The following is a 4,450-nucleotide window of genomic DNA, read 5'->3' as shown; positions in this document are numbered from 1 at the left end:
GGTGGCGGCCACAGCGTGGCCGGCTACGGCACCGTGGACGACGGACTGGTGCTGGACCTCGGGGGCTGCCGCGACGTCACGGTCGACGTGGAGACGGGCACGGTGACCGTGGCGCCGGGCGCGACGCTGGCGGACCTGGACCGGGCCACCACCGCCCACGGGCTGGCCGTGCCGATCGGGGTCGTCTCGGCCACCGGGGTCGCCGGGCTCACCCTGGGCGGCGGTTTCGGCTGGCTGACCCGGAAGCACGGGCTGACGGTGGACAACCTGCTGGCCGCGGACGTCGTCACGGCCGACGGGCGCACCGTGCACGCCAGCGCGGAGGAGAACCCGGACCTGCTCTGGGGATTGACGGGCGGCGGCGGGAACTTCGGGGCCGTCACCTCGTTCACCTTCGCGGCACACCCCCTGCCGCCCACGGTCCTGGGCGGCAACCTCATCTACTTCCGGCCCCGGTGGGAGGGGGCGCTCCGGGCCTTCGCCGACTGGACCCGGGACCTGCCGGACGAGATGACGGCCATCCTCACCGCGCTGACTCCCCCGCCGGACTGGGACCTGGGCGCTGACCCGATGCTGGTCATCGGCTTCGCCTGGGCCGGTGCGGAGCACGGCGAGGGCCTGGACCACGCCGACGAGCTGGCCGGGATGGCCCCGCCCGACGCCGAGGAGGTCGGCCCCACGGCATGGCCGGAGTGGCAGTCCGCGATGGACGGCCTGTTCCCGAAGGGTGTCCGCGCGTACTGGAAGAACTCGGGGGTGCTCCGGCTGGACGAGGAGGTCATCGCGGTGCTGTGCGCGCGGGCGGAAGAGCAGACCTGGCAGGGCACGGCCTTCGACCTGCACCACATGGGCGGGGCGTTCCGGCGCGTGGACCCCCGGGCGACCGCGTTCCCGGACCGGAGCCCGGAGTACTGGCTGAATGTCTACGGCTTCTGGGGGTCCGCGGCCGACGACGAGCGCAACATCGCCTTCGTGCGCGGCCTGGCCCGGGACGTGGAGCCGTTCTCCGGTGGCGCGCAGTACGTGAACTTCATGGCCCGGGAACCCGAGGGCCCCTCCTCCGGACCGGACGAGGGGGACCTCTGGCGCCGGGCGGCGTCCCTCTACGGCGAGGAGAAGCTGGACCGCCTGGCCGCCCTGAAGAGGTGGTACGACCCGCAGAACGTCTTCCGGCTCAACCACAACATCCCGCCCCTGCGGGTGGGGGCCTGAACAGGATTCGGCGGTCCACCGACTCCTCCGGTAAGATGGACCGGTCTGGTGACGTGTCCGAGCGGCCGAAGGTGCAACACTCGAAATGTTGTGTAGGTTCACCCCTACCGTGGGTTCAAATCCCACCGTCACCGCCGACTGACAGGCCCTCGCCCCGCAATGACCGCGGCGGCGGGGGCCTGTTGTCTATCGGCGGCAGTCACCGACCACTGACGCCGGACCTTCTGGAGAGGCAGGACGATGAGCACTACGAGCACCCACGCGACCCTTCCGACCGATGCCGAGGTCGTGCGCTGGCGGCGGGACTTCCCACTGCTGGCCACCGAGGTCAACGGTCATCCCGTGGCCTACCTCGACTCCGGCGCCACCTCGCAGAAGCCGGCCGCCGTCCTGGACGCCGAGCGCGGCTACTACGAGCAGCTCAATGCGGCGGTCCACCGCGGCGCGCACACCCTGGCCGCGGAGGCCACGGTGCTCTTCGAGGACGCCCGCGCCGCCGTGGCCGGTTTCGTGGGGGCCGCCGAGGACGAGGTGGTCTGGACCTCCAACGCGACCGAGGCCCTGAACCTGGTGGCCTACGCCTTCTCCAACGCCAGCGTGGGCCGCGGCGGCGAGGCGGCCGAGCGCTTCCGCCTGGGCCCCGGGGATGAGGTCGTGGTCACCGAGCAGGAGCACCACGCCAACCTGATCCCCTGGCAGGAACTGGCCGCCCGGACCGGTGCCACGCTGAGGTACATCCCCGTGACCGACGACGGCGCCCTGGACCTGGAGGCGGCCGGCACCGTCATCACCGACCGCACCCGGCTGGTGGCGTTCACCCACGTCTCGAACGTGCTGGGCGTGGTGAACCCGGTCCAGGAGCTGGTGGCCCGCGCTCGCGAGGTCGGCGCCCTCGTGGTGCTCGACGCGTGCCAGTCCGTCCCCCACCTGCCGGTGGACTTCCCCGCGCTCGACGTGGACTTCGCCGCCTTCTCCGGCCACAAGATGCTCGCGCCCACCGGGATCGGCGCCCTCTACGGCCGCCGGGAACTGCTCGCGGCCATGCCGCCGTTCCTCACCGGCGGGTCGATGATCACCACCGTCACCATGGAGGCCGCCGAGTACCTGCCCCCGCCGCAGCGCTTCGAGGCCGGCACCCAGAAGGTGTCCCAGGCGATCGCGTGGGCGGCCGCGGTGGACTACCTGCAGCAGATCGGCATGGACCGGATCGCCGCCCACGAGGCCGAGCTCGGCCGGCGGCTGCTCGGCGGCCTCCGGGAGATCCCGGGGATCCGGGTGCTTGGCGGGGACATCGAGGGTGAGCGGGTCGGCCTGGCGAGCTTCGACGTCACCGGGGTGCACGCCCACGACGTCGGCCAGTTCCTGGACGATCGCGGGATCGCGGTGCGCGTGGGCCATCACTGCGCCCAGCCGCTGCACCGCCGCTTCGGGGTGACCGCCTCGACACGGGCCAGCACGTACCTGTACACGACCGAGGACGAGGTCACCCGGTTCCTCGAGGGCGTGGCCGGCGTCGGCGAGTTCTTCGGGGTGCGCGCATGAGCGCTGCCGACCTGCAGGGCCTCTACCAGGAACTCATCCTGGACCACGCCAAGACCCCCTCGGGCACCGGGTTGATGGACTCCGCCGACGGGCAGTCGCACCAGCTCAACCCCACCTGCGGGGACGAGATCACGCTGCAGGTGCACCTCGGCGAGGGGGACACCGTCGCCCACCTCCGCTGGCAGGGCCACGGGTGCGCGATCTCCCAGGCCTCGGCCTCGCTGCTGTCCGAGCTCGCGGAGGGCCTGTCCACCGCGGAACTGACCGAACGGATCGACGCGTTCCGCACGGCCATGCAGTCCCGGGGGAAGATCCAGCCCTCTGAGGAGCTGTTCGGCGATGCCGTGGCCCTGGGCGGGGTCTCCCGCTACGTGGCCCGGGTCAAGTGCGCGATGCTCGCCTGGGTGGCCGCGGAGGACGCGCTCGCCCAGGCGACCGTGGGCCGCTGACCCGGCCTTTTCCCGGCCGGACTGTGCTCCGGCTGTTACCTGAATCACCTATCAGGTGTACCGTGCTGTGATCCAGCTCACAGCCGCAGTGCCCGGGAGAGGATGCCCGGCCGGCGTGAGGGAGGAGGAATCATGACCCCACCCGCTCACCCTGACCGGGACGACGCGTTCGACCGACCGGGCCCCGATCACCGCGGCCCGTCGGTCCCGGGCCCCACCGGACCACGGCGGACCCGTCGGCGACTGGTCCCCGTGCTGCTGGCCACGGTCCTGCTCTCGGCCCTGGCAGCCACCCTGACCCTGGTGGGGACCTCGTCCATGGCACAGGCGATCATCTGTCCACCGGGCTTCGAGACGCTGCCGGGTTGCACGGACACCGCAGGCGACGGGAGCGGTGACGACGGCACGACTCCGACGGGGACATGGACCACCGAGACCATCGCCGGGATGAGCGTGAACCTCTATGTGCCCGAGACCGCCCCGGCCCACCCGGACGGCAGGGCCCTGATGGTCACCCTGCACGGCTGCGTGCAGAAGGCCGCGGACCTGAGGAACGGCGGGAACTGGGCGGCCACGGCGGACGAGTACGGCATGGTGGTGGCCGTCCCGGCGGCACCGAACGGCGGGGTCCTGCTCGGCTGCTGGGACTACTACGACGCCCAGCACTCACGCACCTCCCCCGCCCGGCACGACGACAACCTGCTGGGACTGGTCTCCGCCCTGACCTCCCGGACCGGGGTGGGAGTGGACGCGGACCAGGTCTACCTGACCGGCCTGAGCTCGGGCGGCGGCCAGAGCATGGTCATGGGCTGCCTGGCCCCGGACGTCTTCGCGGGCATCGGGATCAACGCCGGCCCGACCGTCGGCACCACCTCGGGGCAGATCTCCTCGGTGGCCACCTCCAAGGCCCAGGGCACCTCCACGTGCCGGGCCTTCGCGGACACCGCGGCCTCCTCCTTCGGCACCCAGCTGACCTCGGTCGTCTACGGCAGCAACGACTCCGTGGTGGCGCCCGGGTACAACCCGCTCAATGCCGAGATCATGGCGGGGCTGTATGGCGCGACCTCGACCTCGTCGTTCTCCCTGGCCGGCCTGGACGGGGCCAACACCGCCGGGACGGGAACCCTCTACTCGGACGCGGACGGTCCGCGGGTGTCCCTGGTCCAGAACACCGGGCTGGGACACAACTGGCCCGCGGGCGGCGGTCCGGGCGGTTCCTACATCTCCACCCAGAGCATCGACTACCC

The 4,450-nt window shown here is 72.0% G+C and carries 4 protein-coding genes and 1 tRNA gene; all 5 read left to right on the top strand.

Annotation, left to right across the window (positions count from 1 at the left end):
• Positions 1-1,212: FAD-binding oxidoreductase (locus tag PLJ28_RS15015; protein ID WP_324590354.1), on the top strand; the 1,212-nt coding region annotated here is incomplete at its 5' end.
• Between the two features lie 47 nt (positions 1,213-1,259).
• Positions 1,260-1,346 (top strand) — tRNA-Ser (locus PLJ28_RS15010).
• Positions 1,347-1,452: 106 nt separating this feature from the next.
• Entirely contained in the window at positions 1,453-2,754 is a 1,302-nt protein-coding gene (locus PLJ28_RS15005) for a SufS family cysteine desulfurase (RefSeq protein ID WP_324590353.1), read from the top strand.
• Positions 2,751-3,203: a Fe-S cluster assembly sulfur transfer protein SufU gene (gene sufU, locus PLJ28_RS15000; RefSeq protein ID WP_324590352.1), complete on the top strand. Its 453-nt coding sequence runs from the start codon at positions 2,751-2,753 to the stop codon at positions 3,201-3,203. Before PLJ28_RS15005 ends, sufU begins: the two co-directional genes overlap by 4 nt.
• 132 nt (positions 3,204-3,335) lie before the next feature.
• The coding region (locus PLJ28_RS14995) for an extracellular catalytic domain type 1 short-chain-length polyhydroxyalkanoate depolymerase (protein ID WP_324590351.1) at positions 3,336-4,450 on the top strand (1,115 nt) is incomplete at its 3' end.

Source organism: Citricoccus sp., assembly GCF_035445025.1.
Taxonomy (GTDB): Bacteria; Actinomycetota; Actinomycetes; order Actinomycetales; family Micrococcaceae; genus Citricoccus.
The sequence above is the reverse complement of the archived record's forward strand: the minus strand, read 5'-3'. Positions and strand labels throughout refer to the sequence as shown.